Annotated in this window: 17 protein-coding genes and 2 pseudogenes; 10 read left to right on the top strand and 9 right to left on the bottom strand. The window is 69.8% G+C overall.

Annotation, left to right across the window (positions count from 1 at the left end; translation table 11 throughout):
- Positions 1-51: 51 nt before the first annotated feature.
- Complete coding sequence (locus tag RGU41_RS12215; RefSeq protein ID WP_322136338.1) at positions 52-678, bottom strand: TetR/AcrR family transcriptional regulator; 627 nt, start codon at positions 676-678, stop codon at positions 52-54.
- A gap of 165 nt (positions 679-843) precedes the next feature.
- Here RGU41_RS12215 and metX point away from each other — a divergent pair.
- The 6 genes and pseudogenes from metX to RGU41_RS12245 all read left to right on the top strand — a co-directional run bounded on the left by metX (position 844) and on the right by RGU41_RS12245 (position 7,143).
- Positions 844-2,045: pseudogene (metX, locus tag RGU41_RS12220) on the top strand (homoserine O-acetyltransferase MetX).
- 159 nt (positions 2,046-2,204) lie between these two features.
- Positions 2,205-3,692: a DUF4389 domain-containing protein gene (locus tag RGU41_RS12225; RefSeq protein ID WP_322137346.1), complete on the top strand. Its 1,488-nt coding sequence runs from the start codon at positions 2,205-2,207 to the stop codon at positions 3,690-3,692.
- A gap of 231 nt (positions 3,693-3,923) precedes the next feature.
- Positions 3,924-5,093 (top strand): sensor histidine kinase, encoded by a 1,170-nt coding sequence (locus tag RGU41_RS12230; protein WP_322136339.1) that lies wholly within the window; start codon positions 3,924-3,926, stop codon positions 5,091-5,093.
- Entirely contained in the window at positions 5,090-5,584 is a 495-nt protein-coding gene (locus RGU41_RS12235; protein WP_322136340.1) for a hypothetical protein, read from the top strand. Before RGU41_RS12230 ends, RGU41_RS12235 begins: the two co-directional genes overlap by 4 nt.
- An 8-nt stretch (positions 5,585-5,592) precedes the next feature.
- Positions 5,593-6,393 carry a hypothetical protein gene (locus RGU41_RS12240; protein WP_322136341.1) on the top strand — a complete coding sequence of 267 codons (801 nt, stop codon included), beginning with the start codon at positions 5,593-5,595 and terminating at the stop codon, positions 6,391-6,393.
- A gap of 69 nt (positions 6,394-6,462) precedes the next feature.
- Entirely contained in the window at positions 6,463-7,143 is a 681-nt protein-coding gene (locus RGU41_RS12245; RefSeq protein WP_255454140.1) for a response regulator transcription factor, read from the top strand.
- A 92-nt stretch (positions 7,144-7,235) separates the two neighbouring features.
- On the opposite strand, the gene RGU41_RS12250 is transcribed toward RGU41_RS12245, so the two are convergent.
- The 3 genes from RGU41_RS12250 to RGU41_RS12260 form a co-directional block, all read right to left on the bottom strand.
- Positions 7,236-8,516 (bottom strand): MFS transporter, encoded by a 1,281-nt coding sequence (locus RGU41_RS12250; protein ID WP_134561912.1) that lies wholly within the window; start codon positions 8,514-8,516, stop codon positions 7,236-7,238.
- A 72-nt stretch (positions 8,517-8,588) separates the two neighbouring features.
- Positions 8,589-8,915, bottom strand: coding sequence for a thiamine-binding protein (locus tag RGU41_RS12255; RefSeq protein ID WP_134449780.1), 327 nt, complete (start codon positions 8,913-8,915; stop codon positions 8,589-8,591).
- Positions 8,916-8,917: 2 nt separating this feature from the next.
- On the bottom strand, positions 8,918-10,213 hold the full coding sequence (locus RGU41_RS12260) for a glycosyltransferase family 87 protein (protein ID WP_322136342.1): 1,296 nt from the start codon (positions 10,211-10,213) through the stop codon (positions 8,918-8,920).
- A 149-nt stretch (positions 10,214-10,362) separates the two neighbouring features.
- Here RGU41_RS12260 and RGU41_RS12265 point away from each other — a divergent pair, with 149 nt between their 5' ends.
- From RGU41_RS12265 to RGU41_RS12275, 3 genes and pseudogenes are all read left to right on the top strand, one after another.
- The gene (locus RGU41_RS12265; protein ID WP_322136343.1) at positions 10,363-11,295 is read left to right on the top strand and encodes an ABC transporter substrate-binding protein; all 933 of its coding nucleotides are present in this window, start codon (positions 10,363-10,365) and stop codon (positions 11,293-11,295) included.
- A 17-nt stretch (positions 11,296-11,312) separates the two neighbouring features.
- A complete protein-coding gene (locus RGU41_RS12270) occupies positions 11,313-12,206 on the top strand; it encodes an amino acid ABC transporter permease (RefSeq protein ID WP_370294764.1) in 894 nt (297 codons plus the stop codon).
- Positions 12,203-12,962, top strand: a pseudogene (locus RGU41_RS12275) (amino acid ABC transporter ATP-binding protein). Before RGU41_RS12270 ends, RGU41_RS12275 begins: the two are co-directional and overlap by 4 nt.
- 11 nt (positions 12,963-12,973) lie before the next feature.
- Here the strand turns inward: RGU41_RS12275 and RGU41_RS12280 are convergent.
- Both RGU41_RS12280 and RGU41_RS12285 read right to left on the bottom strand, forming a co-directional pair.
- Positions 12,974-13,261, bottom strand: a complete 288-nt coding sequence (locus RGU41_RS12280; RefSeq protein ID WP_322136344.1) for an NAD(P)H-hydrate dehydratase — start codon at positions 13,259-13,261, stop codon at positions 12,974-12,976.
- Positions 13,258-13,737 (bottom strand): ADP-dependent NAD(P)H-hydrate dehydratase, encoded by a 480-nt coding sequence (locus tag RGU41_RS12285; RefSeq protein ID WP_322136345.1) that lies wholly within the window; start codon positions 13,735-13,737, stop codon positions 13,258-13,260. The genes RGU41_RS12280 and RGU41_RS12285 overlap by 4 nt, the downstream gene beginning before the upstream one ends.
- 127 nt (positions 13,738-13,864) lie before the next feature.
- On the opposite strand from RGU41_RS12285, the gene RGU41_RS12290 reads away from it, so the two are divergent.
- Positions 13,865-15,004: an NADH:flavin oxidoreductase/NADH oxidase gene (locus RGU41_RS12290; RefSeq protein WP_416172933.1), complete on the top strand. Its 1,140-nt coding sequence runs from the start codon at positions 13,865-13,867 to the stop codon at positions 15,002-15,004.
- 71 nt (positions 15,005-15,075) lie between these two features.
- Here RGU41_RS12290 and RGU41_RS12295 read toward each other — a convergent pair whose 3' ends face one another.
- The 3 genes from RGU41_RS12295 to RGU41_RS12305 form a co-directional block, all read right to left on the bottom strand.
- Positions 15,076-15,453, bottom strand: a complete 378-nt coding sequence (locus RGU41_RS12295) for a VOC family protein (RefSeq protein WP_134449775.1) — start codon at positions 15,451-15,453, stop codon at positions 15,076-15,078.
- 106 nt (positions 15,454-15,559) lie between these two features.
- Entirely contained in the window at positions 15,560-16,642 is a 1,083-nt protein-coding gene (locus RGU41_RS12300; protein ID WP_134560600.1) for a hemolysin family protein, read from the bottom strand.
- Positions 16,635-18,062 carry a hemolysin family protein gene (locus tag RGU41_RS12305; protein WP_322136346.1) on the bottom strand — a complete coding sequence of 476 codons (1,428 nt, stop codon included), beginning with the start codon at positions 18,060-18,062 and terminating at the stop codon, positions 16,635-16,637. The genes RGU41_RS12300 and RGU41_RS12305 overlap by 8 nt, the downstream gene beginning before the upstream one ends.
- Positions 18,063-18,188 lie beyond the last annotated feature (126 nt).

Here is an 18,188-nt window from a genome sequence, read left to right on the forward strand (position 1 = left end):
ACCATCGTCGGTCGGTTGTGTGGTGGTGTGTGGGGTGCCGGGTTCGCGGCGCTAGGCCGCGTCGACCAGCCATTCGGGGAGGAATTCGACCAGCTGGTCGACGATCTCGTCGTCCGTGACGTCGAGCTGGCCGCGCATCCATGCGCTGATCAGGGTGAGCGCTCCCCCGGCCACGTAGGTGGCGAAGGACTCGGGGTGCACGACCCTGGGCGTGCCGGAGAGCACGACGAGCGATTCGACGAGGCGGCGCGAGTACGCTTCGATCTCGTCGTCGTATGCCGTGCGGGTGATCGGCAGGTCGAGCACACTCGAGTACAGCGGGTAGTGCTCCACGATGTGGGAGATGAGCCGCTGGTAGCCGACCCGTGCGGCCTGGGCCCCGGTGAGGTCGTCGCTCAGCAGGTCGAACCCGGACACACCGATCTCGGCGAACTGCTCGCGGAGGAACCCGGTCGCGAGATCGTCGAGGCTGCTGAAGTGCGCGTAGAACGAACTGCGGCTGATCGAGGCCGTGCGCACGATGTCGCTGACCGAGACGGATGCGACGCGCTGGGTCATGAGCGTGCGGACCGATGCGAAAATGGCCTGCCTGGTGCGTTCCGCCCGGGGGTCCGAGGCACGCACGGCGCTGATTGTACCGCGCACCACGCTGTCTCGGACATACTCGGTGCGGGTCATCAGGACAGTCTAGCACTTCTCGGACACCTGTCCGAGAAGTGGGCCCGGGGGCCGGATGAGCGCCGCAACAACCGCACGTCTCCAACCGCACGGATCCAGCCGCACGAAACAAGCCGCGCGTAACAAAGGGACGTTGGCGCGTCAGACCGGGCAGAATGAGGGCATATGGAATGGCAGACCTCGGCGGACACGGTCCCGTCCAGCTTCATCACCGAGGCTCAGGCGCGCTCGCTGTTCGGCAAGCCCCCGGCGACGGGCGCGTGGCGCGACGGAGACCCCGTCGGCAACCGCAGGTTCCAGGACGTGGGCGCACTCGACCTCGAGGCCGGCGGGCGACTGGGCGCCGTCCGGATCGCCTACGAGACCTGGGGCAAACTCTCCCCCGCGCGGGACAACGCGGTGCTCGTGCTGCACGCCCTCACCGGGGACAGCCACCTGCTCGGCGCGGCAGGGCCCGGCCACGCGACCGCCGGCTGGTGGGGCGGCATCGTCGGCCCCGGCCTGGCCATCGACACCGACCGCTATTTTGTCGTCGCACCGAACATGCTCGGCGGTTGCCAGGGCAGCACGGGCCCGTCGTCCCTCGCCCCTGACGGCTCGGAGTGGGGCATCCGCTTCCCCTACCTGACCATCCGCGACCAGGTCGCCGCCCAGGTCGCATTCGCCGACCGGATCGGGATCGACGCCTGGGCCCTCGTGGTCGGCGGGTCGATGGGGGAATGCACGCCCTCGAATGGGCGATCGACCGGCCAGACCGGGTGGAGAGGCTCGCGATCCTCGCGGCGCCGCCCGTGACGACGGCCGATCAGATCGCCCTGAATTCGGTGCAGATCGAAGCCATCCGCAGCGACCCGCTGTTCCGGTCCGGCGATTACTACGACGCCGTCGACGGCGACGGTCCGACCCGCGGGCTCGCCCTGGCCCGGCGGATGGCCCTGCTGAACTACCGCAGCCCGTCCGAGCTCAACGAGCGTTTCGAGCGCGGCTGGCAAAGCCGGATCTCCCCGCTAGGCTCCGGCGGCCGGTTCGCCGTCGAGTCCTACCTCGACTTCCACGGCAACAAGTTCACCCGACGTTTCGACGCGAACAGCTACATCGTCCTCGTCGAGGCGATGAACTCCCACGATGTGACCCGCGGCCGGGGTTCCCTCGCCGAGGCCCTCTCCTCGATCGAAGCAACCACCCTCGTCGTCGGAATCGACAGCGACCGGCTGTTCCCCGTCGAGGGCCAGCGCCGGATCGCGGCACACCTCCGCAACGGCCTCGACGGCACCGAACCCGTCGTGCTCTCCTCGAGCTACGGCCACGACGGCTTTCTGATCGAGAATGCCGCCGTCGGCGAGCAACTCGACCGCCTGCTCCGCTGACCTTCACGACGGCTGGACGTCGGCCGGTTCCGCCGGCTATCACACCGACTTTTCCGCTACCGCCCTGCGATTGACAGGGCAGGCATTCCGGACGACCCTGACAGGGAGCCCGGCCACTGCCTGCCTTGTCCAGACCGCCCAGCGAAGAGGAGTCCCGTGATGAAAGCCGGCTACGTCGTCATGGTCATCGTCGGAACGCTGCTCGCCGTGTCCGGCATCGGCTTGCTCGCGGGCGGGGTCGCCGTTGCAACGGTCGCGGCACAACAGGGCAGGGACGGGTTCCTGACCACGCCGAGCAGCTCATTCTCCGTGGCCTCGTATGCGATCACCTCACCGAACCTCACGACGGAGAGCGACTCAGGCACCGGGACCAGCACACAGGCGGGGTCCGGCGGGATGCCCTCCGGGCTCGCGACCGTGATGCTCGAGGCGACGAGCGTCCGCGGCACCGGGGTCTTCATCGGCATCGCACCGCGGGCGGAGGTGGAACGCTACCTCGCCTCCGTCGCGCACTGCGAGCTCACCTCCGTGAACTCCACGCCATTCCGCACCGAGTACCGCGAGGTGCCCGGCAGCAGACGTCCTGCCCGCCCGGGCAGCCAGACCTGGTGGACGGTCGCGGCCTCCGGGCCGGGAACGCAGCGCCTGGTCTGGCCGGTCGTGAGCGGCGACTGGGCCGTCGTCGTCATGAACGCGGATGCGACGCAGGGCGTTGACGTAGAGGCGCGGGCCGGCGTCCGGTCCGGCCTCTTCGTGCCTGCGGCGGTCGCCCTGTTGCTCGGCGGCGGGCTGTTGCTCGTGGCCGGGGTGCTCCTCGTGGTCTTCGGCGCGTTGGGCCTCGGGAGGCGCGACTCCGCACAGGGGCCGGACGACCACGACGGCGCTGTCGGAACAACGGGCACTGCCGGAGCGATGGGCGCTGCCGGAGCGATGGGCACTGTCGCAGCGACGGGTCCATCTGGTCCGGTCTACCCAGCCCGCCTCGAGGGCACACTGCAGCCCGACGTGTCCAGGGGATTGTGGCTCGTGAAATGGATCCTGATCTTCCCGCACGTCGTGGTGCTGTTCTTCCTCTGGTTCGCCACGTTGGTGACGACGATCGTCGCGGGCTTCGCCATCCTGTTCACCGCCCGGTATCCCCTGGCCCTCTTCACGTTCAACGTGGGCGTGCTGCGCTGGAGCTGGCGCGTCGGCTTCTACGCGCATTCGGCGCTCGGCACGGACCGGTACCCGCCGTTCACTCTCGCCCCGGCCGACTACCCAGCCGACCTCGACATCGACTACCCCGAGCGGTTGTCCCGGGGGCTTGTCCTGGTCAAGTGGTGGCTGCTCGCGATTCCACAGATCCTCATCGTGTCCGCCCTGACGAGCACCCCGACCCCTCGCTACACGATCGGGGACACGACCTATTCGACGACGACCGGAGTATCACTCCTCGGTCTCCTCGTGCTCATTGCGGGGCTGATGCTGCTCTTCACGGGCCACTACCGGCAGTCCCTGTTCGATTTCATCCTCGGCATCGACCGCTGGGTGTTCCGCGTCGTGGTGCACACCGGACTCTTCCGGGACGACTATCCACCGTTCCGCCTCGACCAGGGCGGGACCGAAACGGGGGCACCCGACCGGGGGAACGGACGAGGCTGCTAGGGTGAAAACAACCTGAGGAATCACGATGCTGACCCGACAAAGCTCGAGGCGCCGAACTGTTCCCCCTGCACGCGCCCAAATACCCCCGGTTCTCCCCGTTCCCGGCGAACCCCCGCACGCGTGGCCCGTAAACAAGGCACATTCGTGAAGCTGAGTGCCACGCGCGCGTCGAAACCGGCCGCATCCGGATATGGTGCTTTCTGGAGCACGACGAGGGGTAATGCGACGGGTATGCAACGCATTTTCAAGGAACGGGATCGACTGCTGCGCAAGGGAGCGCAGCTGACCGGGCTCGCGGGTTCCATCGCCACGTTCCTGGCGCTCCTGATACCGGGCGGCCCCGACCGGTTGGCACTCACCCTGAGCCTTCCCCTGCTCCTTGTCATCGTCGGCGCCCAGTACCTCCTCGGCCGCAACGGTCACCTGCGATGGGCGGCACTCCTCGTCGCCTGCGGGGTGGCCATGATCCTCGTGATCGGCTTCGTCGGCACGGGAACATCGGGACTCAACCTCGGCGAACAGGCAGTGATCGCGTGCGTCGCCTCGCCCGCGATCGGTTCCATCGCCCTGCTACTCGTCACCACCGCGCGCCGGCTGATCATGCTGGGCGTCGCCTTCGGCGCGACGCTCGCGAGCGTGCTCGCTGCCGCGCGGCTCAGCACTGACGCACTCGTCCCGGTCATGCTCACGATCACCGGCTGGTTCGCGATCGCGATCGCCGGCTGGTGGATCGCGCAGAGCATCCCCCGCGTCATGCAGCGCATCGCCGAAATCGGTCGTGCGCACCTCGCCGAACGGCACGCGAGCGAGCTCGAGGCCCAGCGCCGGCAGGACGCCAGACTCCTGCACGACACCGTCCTCGCGACCCTCACCCTGCTCGCGCACTCGGGCGTCGGCGTGAGCCCCGCCGCCTTGCGCCAGCAGGCCGGCGATGACGCCCGGCTGCTCAGGCAGCTCCGGCTCGGCGGGCTCCCGACCCCGCACCGCTCCGGCGTCTACACGCTCGAGCCCGCGTCGGAGTCGACCCTCGGCAGCACCCTCGAGTCCGTGAAACAGCGCTTCAAGCGGATGGGGCTCGACGTGGACTGGCACGGGAGCGGCCAGGTCCTGCTGCCGAGCACCGTTCTGGACTCGTTCCTGCTCGCCCTGGGCGAGTGCCTCGAGAACGTGCGCAGGCACGCAGGGGTCGCCCGCGCCGACGTCACGATCACGGACGACGACACGACAGTTCGTGCCATGGTGACCGACGCCGGCGTCGGCTTCGACCTCGCGGCGGTGAGCCCGGAACGCCTCGGTTTCGCCGAATCCGTCGTCGCCAGGCTCCGCGACGTCGGCGGCAACGCCCGGCTGTTCTCGTCCCCGGGTTCGGGAACGACGGTCGTACTCGAGGTGCCCAAGTGAGCACCCGCGGCGTGACCGTGCAGCCGGAGCGCGGCATCCGTCGACCGGCCAGGCGCGCCGTCACCGAAGCCGGCCCGCTCGCAGAACACGGACGCCAGGAGCGCCAGGATCGCCGCCGCAGCTTCCGCAGGCCGGAGCGAACGGTCAAGACGACGCGCGCCAACCAGAGCGGCCTCGGTGGACGCCACCTCGGGATCGGCCTCTCCGTCGCCGGCGGCATCGTCGCGGCCTACCTGTTCTGGGAGTACGTCGAGCAGTGGCCCCGGTACACGACTCCCGTCCCGACCCTCGTGGCGTGGGTGATTCTCGTGGCGGCGACGGCGTTCGCGATCGCCGTCGTCCAGCGGCTCTCCGCACGGATGCCCGACTGGCTGTTCGCGGTGGCCCTCGCGTCCGGCGCGGTCGTCATCGCACTCGACCTGGCCGGCTCGCACGCCGGCGCCGACCGGGGGTCTTCCCGACCGCCGCCGCCGCGGTCGGGAGCCTGCTGATCGCGCTCGTGACCGTTCGGCGAGGCAGGGACGTCGTCTCTTCCACGGCCGTCCTCGGAACGCTCCTCGCCGTGTTCGCGATCACAGAGCCGCGCAGCGACCCGCTGTCCTTCGCGCCGGAGCTCGTCGCGTTCGGGCTCGCGGTGATACCGCCGCTCCTCGGCGTCGCGATCGTCCGCTCGTTCCACCGGATGGTTCAGCGCGAACTGGACCTCGTGCTCGTTCAGAGCACGGTCTCCCAGCCGCGGTTCGCCGTCGGCATGCTCGCCTCCGAGGAACTCGCGCGGATCGACCTGGACGCGGAGACCCTGCTCGACGATGTGTCCAAGGGCCGCACCGCGCTCCCCCTCAACGCGGCCAAGTCGACGACCGCGTCTTCGCTCGCGACCCAGTTGCGGCTGCACCTCATCCAGGGCCGCAGGGAGACCTGGCTGTACCACGCCATCACGGAGTCCGAGTTCCTCGGCCCCTCGGTGAGCCTCAACGACCCGGCCGGGCTCGCCGGGCTGCTCGATCCCGCCCAGCGCGACGCCCTGCTGCGCACCATCTGGCTCCTGATCAGCGACACCCAGCGCCCCGAGGCATCCGTCGCCCTCTCCCTCGGTCCGATCCGCCCGACGAATGGCCTGATCGACCGGCAGAAGTTACGATTCCCCATCGAATTGGCCACCACGGGTGTGCCTCGGCGCCGGGTCGACCCCGAGACGTGGCAAGCTATCCGGGTAGTTGGCCCGCACATCGCGTCGAGCCGGGGTGGCAGTCTCCACGTGGAGATCGAGTGCAGCATTGACAATCCCGCAGATGCGTGAAATTTTCTGGTCCGGCATCGCCGGGCTTCCAGTCGGATGCACAGGCAACAGGAGGCAACAGTGACGAACATCAGCACGACGACCCGGGCGGCGGCGCCCAGTCGGGAGAATCCGATCCGGCTTGCTCTCGTGGACGACCACCGGATGCTGCTGGGGGCGTTGACGGAGTGGATCCGCGGCGCCGCAGACGACATCAACATGGTCGCCGCTGTGACGACGTGGCCGGAACTTCTCACCCACCCCGAATTCCCGGTGGACGTCGTTCTCCTCGACCTCGATCTCAAGGACAACATCCCGGTTTCGCTCAAGATCTCGACCCTCAAGACGGCCGGTGTCAAGACCGTCCTGATGAGCACGTACTCGGAGCCCGGCCTCGTGCGCGAGGCACTCGCCGCCGGGGCACTCGGCTACCTCGTCAAGAGCGAAGAAGCCGGCATGATCGTCGACGCGATCCGGGCAGCCTTCGACGGGGAGTCGTACATCTCCGCTGAACTCGACGAAGCGCTCAGCGCCGGAACGGGCGGCGGTTCGCCGAGACTGAGCGCACAGGAACGCCGCGTGATGGCTCTCTACGGTGCCGGCGAGCCCGTCAAGGCCGTTGCCCACCAGCTCGGCATCTCCGAGGAGACCGCCAAGTCCTACCTCAAGCGGATCCGCGAGAAGTACCGTCTTGCGGGCTTCGACGTCGGAACCAAGGTCGCGCTGCGGAAGCGCGCGATTCACGACGGGATCCTGCTGCAGACGGACTGAGCTCGAGCTCCCGACCCTCTGTCGGAGTCTTCCGTGACCGTCGCAGGCGCAGACCGCGCCGACCCGAGTCGCGAAAGGTTCCGACTTCGGCGTTAAACGGCGTCCGTGACGACCTCGATGAGGGCGGTGCCGTACGGCACGTGCCGTCCGTTGCGGCGCCAGGACCGGTCGATCGCGAAGCTCACGACCGCGAGCGAAAGTCCGATGACGCTCAGGACCGCGCCGATCCAGACCGGGGCGACGTAGCCGAGGCCGCCGGCGATGGCCAGGCCGCCGAGGAACGCGCCGAGCGCGTTGCCGATGTTGAGGGCCGAGTGGTTGAGCGCAGCCGCAATGGACTGGCTGTCGTGCGAGACATCCATCAGCCGGGTCTGGATGGCCGGGGACAGCCCGGCCGCCGCGCCGCCGACGAGGAAGACGCCGGCCAGGAGTCCGGGCAGGAACTGGGCGGACAGGGCAAGTCCCACCAGGGCAACGATCATCACTGCGAAGAACCCGTAGAGGGTACGGCGGACGCTCTTGTCGGCGAGGTGGCCGCCGAGCAGGTTGCCGACGGTCATGCCGAGGCCGATGACCACGAGCACGAGCGGAACGGCGCCCGCGCCGAGGCCGGTCACCTCGATGACGAGCGGGGCGACATAGGTGTAGACGGCGAAGAGGCCGCCGAAGCCGATCGCCCCGATACCGAGCGCGAACCAGACCTGCAGCCGACCGAACGCCTTCAGCTCGTTGCGCATCGTCGCGAGCGCGTTACCCGCCTGGAACGGCACGAGCAGGATCACGGCGAGGAAGGTGACCGCGAAGACGGCGGCGACGACGAGGTAGGCGACCCGCCAGCCGGACACCTGCCCGATCCAGGTGATCACGGGCACGCCGATCACATTGGAGATGGTCAGGCCGCTGAGCACGAGCGCGACGCCGCGCGCCCGCTTGCCCGGGCCCATCAGGTCGGCAGCGACGAGCGAGGCGATGCCGAAGTAGGCGCCGTGCGGGAGCGCGGCCACGAACCGGGCCACGAGCACGAGCCCGAACGTCGGCAGCAGGGCGGAGGCGATCGTCGCGAGGGTGAACGCGGCGAGCAGGGCGAGCAGCAGCTGCTTGCGCGGCCAGCGTGCCGCTGCGGCCGCGATCGTCGGGGCTCCGACGACGACGCCGAGAGCGTACGCCGAGATCAGCCAGCCGATCTGGGCGTTCGCAGCGTCCGGCGCTGTCGCGTAGAGGCCGGGCAGGAGATCCCGCGCGAGGTTCGGCAGCAGCCCCATCGCCACGAATTCGGTCGCGCCGATGCCGAAGCCGCCGAGGGCGAGGGAGAGCAGGGCAAGGCGGATGCGGGCCGGAGACAGAATCGCCGACCCGTCGGTGGGTGGGGGCATGCGGTCCAGCCTAGGGCCGGACGGTTGCGGCGGGAAGCGCCCGGCAGCATCCGCCTGCCCGTGCGGTGCCTGCTATGCCGCGCCTCCGGCCGCCCGTGCGTTCTCGAGCGCGACCTCGAGGCGTTCGACCTTGCCGGTCAGCTCGCCGGTGCGACCGGGGCGGATGTCCGCCTTGAGCACGAGGGACACCCGCGGCCCGAAGGCGCCGACGGCCTCCGTGGCGGCCTTGACGACGGCGAAGACCTCGTCCCAGGAGCCCTCGATCGTCGTGAACATCGAGTCGGTGTGGTTCGGCAGGCCCGAGTCGCGGACGATCCGGACGGCCGCGGCGACGGCGTCGTGCACGGAACCCTCGGCATCCTGGGCTCCGGAGGGCGAGACGGAAAAGGCGACGAGCATGATTACTCCCTGGGGATGAGGATCGGGCGGTCGAGGCCGGCCGCCGGTGGGTCGTGCGGGGCGGCGTTGCCGTTCCCGTGGCGGCTGCCGTGCTGGGCGGAGCTGCTGCCGAGGGTCCACACCTCGCGGACGGCCCAGGCGAGCACGACGAACTCGAGCACGTTGCGCATGGAGAGGGCGAGCACCATCAGCGGGTTGGCGACGAGCAGCCAGTCGTACAGGTAGGGGTAGACGACCTGGGTGAGCCCGGCGATGACCGTGACGAGGATGGTCGGGGTACGCCAGCCGCGCCCTCGCAGGAGGATGCCTAGGATGGTCGGCGCGGCGAGCCAGATCACGAACTGCGGAGAGCCGACCTTGTTGACGGCCATCAGCGTCACGACGAGCGCGAGGACGAGCGGCGGGAACAGCCTCTCGAAGCTCGCCCCTGCCCGTGTCGCCCGCACCGCGATCAGCAGCACCGCTGCGATGCAGAGCGCGAGGACCGGCGTCATGAGCGCGACGGCGATGAAAGATCCTGGGCCGACGACCTGGAAGGTGAGGATGTCGTGGTCGTAGTAGATGTAGCTGCCCGGGATCCGCAGCGCGGCCTGCACCATCCAGATGGCGCCGACGGGAGACTCGATCTGGATGCCGCGGTTGGCCTGCTCGGAGATGAAGCTGAACACGCGGAGGCCGCTGCCGAGGCTGAGCGCCGTGACCACGATGACGGCGCTCGTGGCGAGGAAGGCGTAGCCGGCGCGCATCCGTTGCTTCGATGCGATGACAAGCGCCGCGATGACAGCGATCGGCCAGATCTTCACCCACGTCGCGAGCGTGAGGATCACGGTGCCCCAGACCGGCCGGGTCCGCAGCCACAAAACGGCGAGGATGACGAGCGGGGCCGTGATCGAGTCGATCCTGGCGAGCGCGATCGGACCGAGCAGCAGGAGGAAGGCCAGCCACCAGCCCGCGGCGAGGAGCGCGCGCGGCCCGCGGCGCCGGCCGGTCAGGGCCGCGAATGCGACCGCGTTGAGGAGGGTGACGATGCCGAGCCAGGTCGCCGTGTACGAGGCGGTGCCGAAGGCGAGGGCCGCGAAGATCGGCACGACGGCGAGCAGGGGGTAGACGAAGGGCGCGGTGATGCCGACGAGGGCCACTCCGCTCGCGGCGTCGGTCGCCCAGCCGAGGTAGACGACGTCGACATCGCCGAGCGGCCAGCCGATCGCGGCGAAGCAGATGTAGACGAGCCAGGCGTGCACAGCGATGAATCCGGCCCAGAGCAGGATGCGCAGGCTCGGCCCCGACGCGAACCGCACCGGTGGTTTCGGGGGAGGGAATCGGGCACGTTCCACTTTCCCACACCCCGGTGTTCTTAACGAGACCGTCACATTCGCTGGTGGGTGCCGACGACCGCGAAAACATGCGTCATGATGGCCAGAGACAGTCATCTCGAGGAGTGGTCAATATGGTGAATCGCCGCAGGTCCCGTCACATTTTTGTGCTCGCCCTCTCCGTGGCGGGTGCGCTCCTGTTGAGCGCCTGTTCGGCAGCGAGCCCCACCCAGGGCAGCGCCCCGTCCACGAACGCGGGATCGCTGAGCTCCCCCGATCCCACGTCGTACCTCACACCGGGCAAGCTCACGATCGGAACCGGGGAACCCGCGTACTTCCCCTGGGTTATCGACGACTCACCAGCATCCGGCAAGGGCTTCGAAGCCGCCGTCGCCTACGCCGTCGCCGGCAAGCTCGGCTTCGCGAAGGAGAACGTGACCTGGGTGCGGAGCACCTTCGACGAGGCGATCGCTCCGGGGCCGAAGGCCTTCGACTTCAACCTGCAGCAGTTCTCGATCACGGCCGAGCGCGCCCAGCAGGTCGACTTCTCCTCTCCGTACTACGAGACCACCCAGGCCGTGATCACCGTCAGCACCTCTCCGGCGGCCGCCGTGACCTCGCTCGCCGGACTCAAGGGTCTCCTGATCGGGGCCGCGACCGGCACGACGAGCTTCACGGAAGCGGAGAAGCTGATCGCACCGACCCAGGGCGTGCAGGCGTTCAACACGAACGACGACGCGAAGCTCGCACTGCAGAACGGCACCGTCGACGCGATCGTCGTCGACCTCCCGACAGCGTTCTACCTCACCGGGGTCGAACTCGACGGCGGCACGATCATCGGGCAGCTGCCCGATGCCGCAGCGGGGTCCAGCAGCCAGACCCCCACCCCCGGCGCAACGCCCGGCGCCCAGGCGGGTACCGACGCATTCGGCCTCGTCCTTGCCAAGGACAGCCCACTCACCGCCGCCGTGAGCGCCGCCGTCGACGCCCTGCGCGCGGACGGAACCCTCGCGAACCTCGCCGATACCTGGCTCGCCGGCAACGCGGACGCGCCCGTCCTGAAGTGACACCGGAGGAAGGTCCAGTGGCCGGTCCCGACCTGGTCACCGACACGGTCACCGACACCGGTCGGCCGACGCGGCCGTCGAGCGCGGTCGAGCTCGGCCGCCGGGCGTACCGGCGCACGCAGACCGCCCGGTCTGTGCTGCTGAGCGCGGTGAGCACGGTCCTCTTCGCGATCGTGATCTGGGTGTTCGTGGTCAACACGCCGGGCTGGACCCGGGTACAGCAGTCCTTCTTCGACCCCGCCGTCGCGGTGAAGGCCTGGCCGCGCGTGTTCGAGGGACTGTTGCTCAACATCCGCGTGCTGCTCGTCGCCGCCGTCGGCGTGCTGATCGTGAGCCTGCTGCTCGCGACACTCCGCACCCTGCGCGGCGCGGTCTTCTTCCCGCTGCGCGCCCTCGCCGCCGGGTACACCGACCTGTTCCGCGGGTTGCCGCTCATCATCGTGCTCTACCTCGTCGGCTTCGGGCTGCCCGGCCTCGGGGTGTTCCCGAAGCTGCCCTCGTATGTCTGGGGCACGATCGCACTCGTCCTGACGTACTCGGCCTATGTCGCCGAGGTGTGGCGCGCCGGGATCGAGGCGGTGCACCCCTCGCAGGTGCTCGCCGGTCGCTCGCTCGGCCTCAGCCACGGCCGCACCCTGCGCACGATCGTGCTGCCGCAAGCGCTCCGCAAGGTGACGCCGGCCTTGATGAACGACTTCGTCGCGATGCAGAAGGACGTCGGCCTGATCAGCGTGCTCGGCGCCGTCGACGCGGTCAGGGCCGCCCAGATCGAGACGGCGGCGAGCTTCAACTTCACGCCGTACGTGCTCGCCGGGCTGCTTTTCGTGCTGCTCGCCCTGCCGATGATCCGCCTCACGGACTGGCTGTCCGCCCGGATGCGCCGCCGCGAGCAGGTCGGTGGGGTCGTATGAGCGAGGCAGCGGATGCCGTCGTTCCGGTCCTCCGGGTCGACGACGTCTACAAGAGCTTCGGCTCGGTTCCCGTGCTCCGCGGCATCGACCTCGTCGTGCACGAACACGAGGTCGTCGCACTGATCGGGGCGAGCGGGTCCGGCAAGTCGACCCTGCTCCGCGTGATCAACCTGCTCGAGCGCGTCGACGACGGGCAGGTCTGGCTCACCGGCCGGGACATCAGCGACCCGCGCGCGAACGCGGACGCCGTGCGCGCCAGGATCGGCGTGGTGTTCCAGCAGTTCAACCTCTTCCCGCACCTGAGCGTGCTCGACAACGTCACCCTCGCCTACCGCGATCGTGCACCGGGTGCCGCGCCGCACGGCCGAGGCGCGCGGCCTCGAGCTGCTCGACCAGATCGGCCTGTCCGCGAAGGCCCGCGACTTCCCCGACCGACTGTCCGGCGGCCAGCAACAGCGTGCCGCGATCGTGCGGTCGATCATGACGAACCCCGAACTGCTCCTCCTCGACGAGGTGACGAGCGCGCTCGATCCCGAGCTCGTCGGCGAGGTCCTCGACCTCGTGCGGCAGCTCAAGCAGTCGGGAACGACGATCGTGATGGCGACCCACGAGATGGGCTTCGCGCGGGACGTCGCCGACCGGGTCGCGTTCATCGACGCCGGCCGGGTCCTCGAGTTCGGGCCGCCGGAGCAGGTCTTCGACGCCCCGCGCGAGCCCCGCACTCGCGCCTTCCTCGCCCGCATCCCGCGCCGCTGATTCGGTCCGGGTCAGGGGCGGAGGAGGGCCGCGATCGTCGCGGGGATGGCCTCGGCGACATCGAGGGCAACAAGCGGGCCGCCTGCGGACGCCCGGGCCGCCGCGAGGCCGTGCACGAGCGCCGCGGTCGCCGCGAGGGCGGCACAGGCCTCGGCATCCGCTTCGAGCGCCGCGGCGTGGGTGGCGAAGAGTGCGCCGAGGATGCCCCCGAGCACGTCCCCCGCGCCGGCCGTCGCGAGCCACGGCGGGGCACCGGTCACCGTGAGCCTGGTACCGCCGGGCGAGGCGACGTACGTCACAGCCCCCTTGAGCAAAACGGACACGCCGAGCAGGTCGGCAGCGCGCACGGCCCACTCCCCGGGTCCGCCGCGATCTCCGCGGGCGTCACGTCGACACGCCGCCCGGAGACCGCGCCGGAGCCCGCGCCGGAGAGCAGCCCGGCGAGCTCCCGGTAGTGCGGGGTGATCACGGTCGGGCCGCTGTGACTGCCGACGAGGTCGAGGGCGCCCGCGTCGCACACGACGGGAACCCCCTCGGCGAACGCGCCCTCGAGCGCCTCGAGCGTCGCCGGCGAGCGCTCGGAGGCGTCCATCCCGGAGCCGAGCAACCAGGCCTGCACCCGCCCCTGCGCTGTGACGATCTCGGGCCTGCGCTGCAGCACGAGGCTCGTGGCCCGGCGCGGGCCGAGGTAGCGCACCATCCCGAGCCCCGTGCGCATGGCCGCCTCGACCCCGAGCACGGCGGCGCCCGGGTAGGCGCGTGAGCCCGTGCGCACGCCGAGAACCCCCTGCTGTACTTGTCTGCGGATGCCCCTGGCACGGCGATCCACTCTCGCGCCCGCTCATCGTCCCAGGCCTGCCATCCCGCGAAACCACTCATGACCCCACGATAGATTGGTTTGCGTGCCCCTGACCCAGCCCACCCCCGCCCAGCAGCCCGCCCAGCCCCTCGCCTTCCGCCCCCTGACCGTCCGGGGCCTGACCGTGCGTAACCGGCTCTGGGTCGCCCCGATGTGCCAGTACTCGATCCTGAAAGAGGACGGCGTGCCGGAGGACTGGCACCTCGTGCACCTCGGCGGCCTCGCGGCGGGCGGGGCCGGCCTCGTCATCGCCGAGGCGAGCGCGGTGAGCCCGGAGGGTCGCATCACCGCCCGAGACACCGGCATCTGGAACACGGAGCAGGCCGACGCCTGGGCCCGCATCGTCCGCTTCATCCACGGACAGGGCGCACGCGCCGGCATCCAGCTCGCGCACGCCGGCCGCAAGGCATCGACCTGGCCGGCCTGGGGCACCGACAGCCACGGCGCCGTCCGGCACGGCACCGTCCCCGCGGCGGAGGGCGGCTGGCCGACGCTGTCGGCGTCGACCATCCCGTTCCCCGGCTACGCGGCTCCCGTCGCCCTCGACGCCCGCGGCATCGACACGGTCGTCGACGATTTCGCCGCCGCGGCCGTCCGCGCCATCGAAGCCGGCTTCGACGTGCTCGAGATCCATGCGGCACACGGGTACCTGCTGCACCAGTTCCTCTCCCCGCTCAGCAACGACCGCACCGACGAGTTCGGCGGTTCCCTCGAGAACCGCGCCAGGCTGCTGCTGCGGGTCGTCGCGGCCGTCCGCGCGGCGGTCGGCGAGTCGCATCCGCTCTTCGTGCGTTTCTCGGCCACTGACTGGGCCCCGGGAGGCTGGACCCCGGAGGAGACCGCCATCGTCGCCGGCTGGGCGCGCACCGCGGGCGCCGACTTCTTCGACATCTCCTCCGGCGGCAACGTCACGGGCGTGCAGATCCCGCTCAGTCCCGGCTACCAGGTGCCGCTCGCCGCGTTCGTGAAGGGCGAAGCGGATGTCCCGGTGAGCGCGGTCGGACTCATCACGACCCCGGCGCAGGCCGAGGAGATCCTCGCGAGCGGGCAGGCCGACGCCGTCATGCTCGCGAGGGAACTCCTGCGCGACCCGCACTTCCCGTTGCGGGCAGCCCACGAACTCGGGGCGACGATCGACTATTGGCCGCCGCAGTACCTGCGCGCCCGCTGGCCGGAGGCCTGAGCGCCCCACCGACCCGGCGCTCACTCCGGCCAGGCGCTCAGGGCGCCTGGCCCTTCACGCCGTCTGGCCATTCACACCGATTGGGACACGCAGATGAAATTCCCTTCCGAATCCCGGAACCAGGCAGCCTTGCCCTCGGAGTCCGTTGCGATGCCGTTCTCGGTCTTGAGTCCCGGCACGTCGTACTCCTCGAACACAACTCCGCGGCTGCGCAGCGCGGCCATTTCGGCCTCGAGGTCGTCTGTCATCCAGCCGAGCGCGGTGTTCCTGGCCGTGCCGGCGTTCTCGGTTTCGTAGACCTGCACCCTGGCCCCGGACGGCGTGCGGTAGACGAGCCCGTGCTCGTGCTCCTCCGCCGGTTCGAGCCCGAGCTTGTCCCGGTAGAACTCCCTCGCGCGCTTCAGGTCCTTCGCCGGCAGTACCGAATAAGCTTCCAACTGGCTCAACATGAGTCTGCCTCACTTTCTTTCGGCGCACATTTTACGCCCTCGAGCACCCGCCGTCGAGGTCCCGGCCTGCCCGCAGCGTCCGTCGGACCCGGTACCTCGACGCCGCTCAGAGGCGCCGGGTCGCGTCCTGCACTTCGCCGACGAGCTCTTCGATGATGTCCTCGAGGAAGAGCACCCCCGTCGTCGCCCCGACTGCGGTGAACGAGCGGGCGAGATGTGCTCCGGAGCGGCGCATGGTCGCGAGCGCGTCCTCGAGGTCGGTGCCTTCGTAGATCGACACGAGCTGGCGGATGCGCTTGGCCGGGATGGGATCGGCGTAGCTGCCGAGGCCGTTCCCGGCGGTGCTGCCCGTGACGGGGATTCCCGCGTCGCCGTCGAGGTCGATCACGTCCTTGAGGTGCACGTAGCCGGTCGGCTCCCCTTCGGCGGTCACGAGCACGTAGCGCGAGAAACCGTGCTTGGTGACGGCCTTCTCCACGTCGGCCGGGCTTGCGGACTCCGGCAGGCTGATCAGGTCCGCGAGCGGGACCGCGACGTCGCGCACCTTGCGGGTGGTGAACTCGAACGTCGCGCTGAGCGCACCGGTTCCGTCGCGGAGCACGCCCTCCCTGGTCGACTCCGACACGATCGTCGCGACCTCCTCGAGCGTGTACGTGCTGTTCGCCTCGTGCTTGGGCTCGACCCGGAACAGCCTCAGGACGCCGTTGGCAGTCGAGTTGAGCGCCACGATCAGGGGCTTGACGAGGCGTCCGAAGAACACGAGCGGCGGCGCGAGCACGAGCACGGCCTTGTCGGGGATCGAGAACGACAGGTTCTTCGGCACCATCTCTCCGAACACGACGTGCAGGTAGGAGACGAGCAGCAGCGTCACGATGAACGCGATCGCGGTGAGCGCCTCGTCCGGCAGCCCGGTCAGGGCGAGCGGCGCCTCGAGCAGGTGGTGGATCGCCGGCTCAGAAACGTTCAGGATCAGCAGCGAGCACACCGTGATGCCGAGCTGGGTCGTCGCGAGCATGAGCGTCGCGTGCTCCATCGCGTAGAGCGCCGTCCGGGCGCCCATCCGGCCGGCGGCTGCGAGCGGCTCGATCTGGGAGCGCCTCGCAGAGATGACCGCGAACTCGGCGGCCACGAAGAAGGCATTTCCGGCGAGCAGCACGAACAGCCAGACGATTCCTGCCCAGTCACTCATGACGGCGCTCCTTCGGCTTCGCCGCGGTGGGTCGGGTGGGCGCAGAGGGTGCCGTCGCCGGCGTCGCCAGCGGTACGGTTGCGACCGCGACCGTGGTCCCCGGCTCGGACTCGGTCTCCGGTTCCGGCTCCGACGTGGGCGTGAAGCGGATGCGGTCGATCCGGCGACCGTCGAGACGTTCGACCGAGAGCTCTCCCGTTGCGATGCCGACGACGTCGCCGACGACGGGCAATCGGCCGAGCTCGCTCATCACGAAACCCGCGACCGTCTCGTACGGGCCGTCCTCAGGAACCACGACGCCGGTGCGTTCGAGGAGTTCGTCCGGGCGGAGCATCCCGGGGAAGGTCAGGGAGTCCGGCGAACGCACGACCCCTGCCCTGGTGCGGTCGTGCTCGTCGGCGACCTCGCCGACCAGTTCCTCGACGAGGTCCTCGAGGGTCGCGACACCGGCGGTTCCGCCGTATTCGTCGACGACGACGGCCATCTGGTAGCCGCGGCCGCGGAGTTCGACGAGGAGGCCGTCGAGTTTCATGGTCTCCGGCACGCGAACGGCCTCGGACTGGAGTGCGGACACCGGGACATCCGCCCGGCGGTGCCGCGGCACGGCGACGGCCTGCTTCACGTGCACGATGCCGACGACGTCGTCGACTCCCTCGTCGACGACGGGGAACCGCGAGTACCCGGTTTGGCGGGTGAGGTCGATCACGGCCTGGGCGGAGGCGTTGCGCTGGATGCTCGCGACGCGCGGGCGGGGCGTCATGACGTCGGCGGCGGTGTGGCCGGAGAAGAGCAGGGTGCGGTGCAGCAGCGTCGCCGTGTCCTTCTCGAGCAGGCCGGCACTGGCAGAACGCCGCACGAGCGAGGAGAGCTCCTCTGCGGTGCGCGCTCCGGACAGCTCTTCCTTGGGTTCGATCCCGATCGACCGGAGCACGGCGTTCGCGCTGCCGTTGAGCACGGTCACGGCCGGACGGAACACGGTCGTGAAAAGGGTCTGGAACGGGATCACGAGCTTCGCGGTCTTGATCGGCAGGGCGAGGGCGAAGTTCTTCGGCACCAGCTCGCCGATGATCATCGAGGCGAGGGTCGCGATCACGATCGCGGCCGTCGAGGCGACGACGGGCACGACGAGTTTCGGGAACCCCGCAGCCAGCAGCGGCGGCGCGAGCAGGCTGCTGATCGCGGGCTCGAGAGCGTAGCCGGTGAGGAGCGTGGTCAGGGTGATGCCGAGCTGGGCGCTCGAGAGGTGCGTCGAGGTGATCTTCAGGGCCGCGATGGTCTTCGCGAGCCGCGTCTCTCCGCGGGCCTGCCTGGCCTCGAGGTCGCTGCGCTCGAGATTCACGAGGGAGAACTCGCTCGCGACGAAGAGGCCGGTGCCGATGGTCAGGATGATGCCGACGCCGAGCATGACCCACTCAAACATCGCGGGGCCCGGCGTCCGCTTTCGTTACAGCTGTCGTTGCAGCTGTCGTCACAAGGGGAAAACCGTTCTCACGGGGAGAACGGTCACTGGGCGAATTCGCAGGAGGAGGGTCGTCCATTATTCATC

The sequence above is a fragment of the Cryobacterium sp. 10C3 genome, assembly GCF_034314285.1.
Classification (GTDB): Bacteria; Actinomycetota; Actinomycetes; order Actinomycetales; family Microbacteriaceae; genus Cryobacterium; species Cryobacterium glucosi.